Here is a 1,401-nt window from a genome sequence, read left to right as displayed (position 1 = left end):
TTCGGCTTTTTAATACGACTATGAAGCATCTATTATGCGAAACCAAGATATTTAGTTATTACGCATCAAGATACTCAGTTATATAGTCATAAAATGAATCATTTACTTTATGGTTTTCTAAAGAATCAGGATTTACTAAAACAATAGGACACTCATGTTCACTATTCACTATACTGGTATCAATACATAACAAATAATCGCCATCTTGAAAATCCAATGCTATATATTTATTTGGTAATCCAATATCTTCTCTTTGAAAAAGAGTAAATGATACAACATCTCCATCTTGGCCTACTTCATTTGCAAATAAACCTGCAAATGAGCGGTTGTCAATCTCAATTGAACCGAATTTTTCAATAAAGTATGAATAAGAAGGAGGGAATGAAACCCCTAATATATCTTCAGCTTTATTAATAAGCTCTTTATTAACTTCGCCTGATATATATATTTCACAACCATCAAGTTTATTCTTATTAATCAAGTCATTAATACTATCTTTCATTTTTATAACTCCTCAGCACGCAATTTCCAATATTCCTTCCTGAATTTATTATATCCTCTTTCAACAACCTTGTTATTTCTAAAGCTTCGTCCATTTTCAATTAAGCCATGAAGTTCTCGATGGTATTGTTTATGTAATGATGCAGGCAACTCTACCATCGGGCCAGGTTCTTTTCCTATAACGTGATGTAAATTAATTTGTCGGCCATCAGGACCAAATGGGGCATAGCCTTGTCGCATAAGATCTTTATTTGTTGCTCCATTTTCTATCATTTTTTTCATTTTATTAAAACTAGGCGAGTTTAATGCTGACTCCACTATATCCATATTTTTTACTGGAGTTTTCGCATCAATTAATCCATCGTTTTTATATACCTTTCGACCAAGAACATTATCAACTCTATTTTCTAGTTTATAATTCCTTGGACATGGCGTTAATCCTAGAGGGTCAGCCCATCCCGTGGGGTTATGAACATAACTGTACGGCGTTTCTCCTCCAAGCAACCCAATAGGATCGGGACTGAGATAACACGCGGCTTCCGGTGAGTAAAAGCGGTGCCGGTTGTAGCAAAGCCCTGACTCTTCATCCCATAACTGGCCGGCAAACCGGAGGCCCGGGTCCAGTTGCGGGTTCTCGCCCGGTCCGCCCAGCCGCAGCCCGTACAGGGACTGCTTCGGCCGCCGCCAGACCCGTTTCCCTGCCGGGTCGAACAGCGCCAGCGGTTCCCCGGTCGGGGCGCTGACCGCATATTGCGTCTGCACCGCCCCGGCCATCAGTTCCACCCGGTTGTCCAGATTGAGGGTAAACTGCTGCGTCTGCTGCGCCACTAACTCCCAGCCGTCAAACACCAGATGGCGTATCATTTTCAGCCGGCCGTGCTGATACTCGCGGATTTCCGC

2 protein-coding genes are annotated in these 1,401 nt (G+C 41.8%); both read right to left on the bottom strand.

Going from position 1 to position 1,401, the window contains the following annotated elements; translation table 11 throughout:
* Positions 1 to 58: 58 nt before the first annotated feature.
* Positions 59 to 502, bottom strand: a complete 444-nt coding sequence (locus tag LG003_RS22930; protein WP_262981754.1) for an SMI1/KNR4 family protein — start codon at positions 500 to 502, stop codon at positions 59 to 61.
* A 2-nt stretch (positions 503 to 504) separates the two neighbouring features.
* The coding region (locus tag LG003_RS23290) for an HNH/ENDO VII family nuclease (protein ID WP_315903412.1) at positions 505 to 1,401 on the bottom strand (897 nt) is incomplete at its 5' end.

It is taken from the genome of Photorhabdus kleinii (genome assembly GCF_025384885.1).
GTDB lineage: Bacteria > Pseudomonadota > Gammaproteobacteria > Enterobacterales > Enterobacteriaceae > Photorhabdus > Photorhabdus kayaii.
The sequence above is the reverse complement of the archived record's forward strand: the minus strand, read 5'-3'. Positions and strand labels throughout refer to the sequence as shown.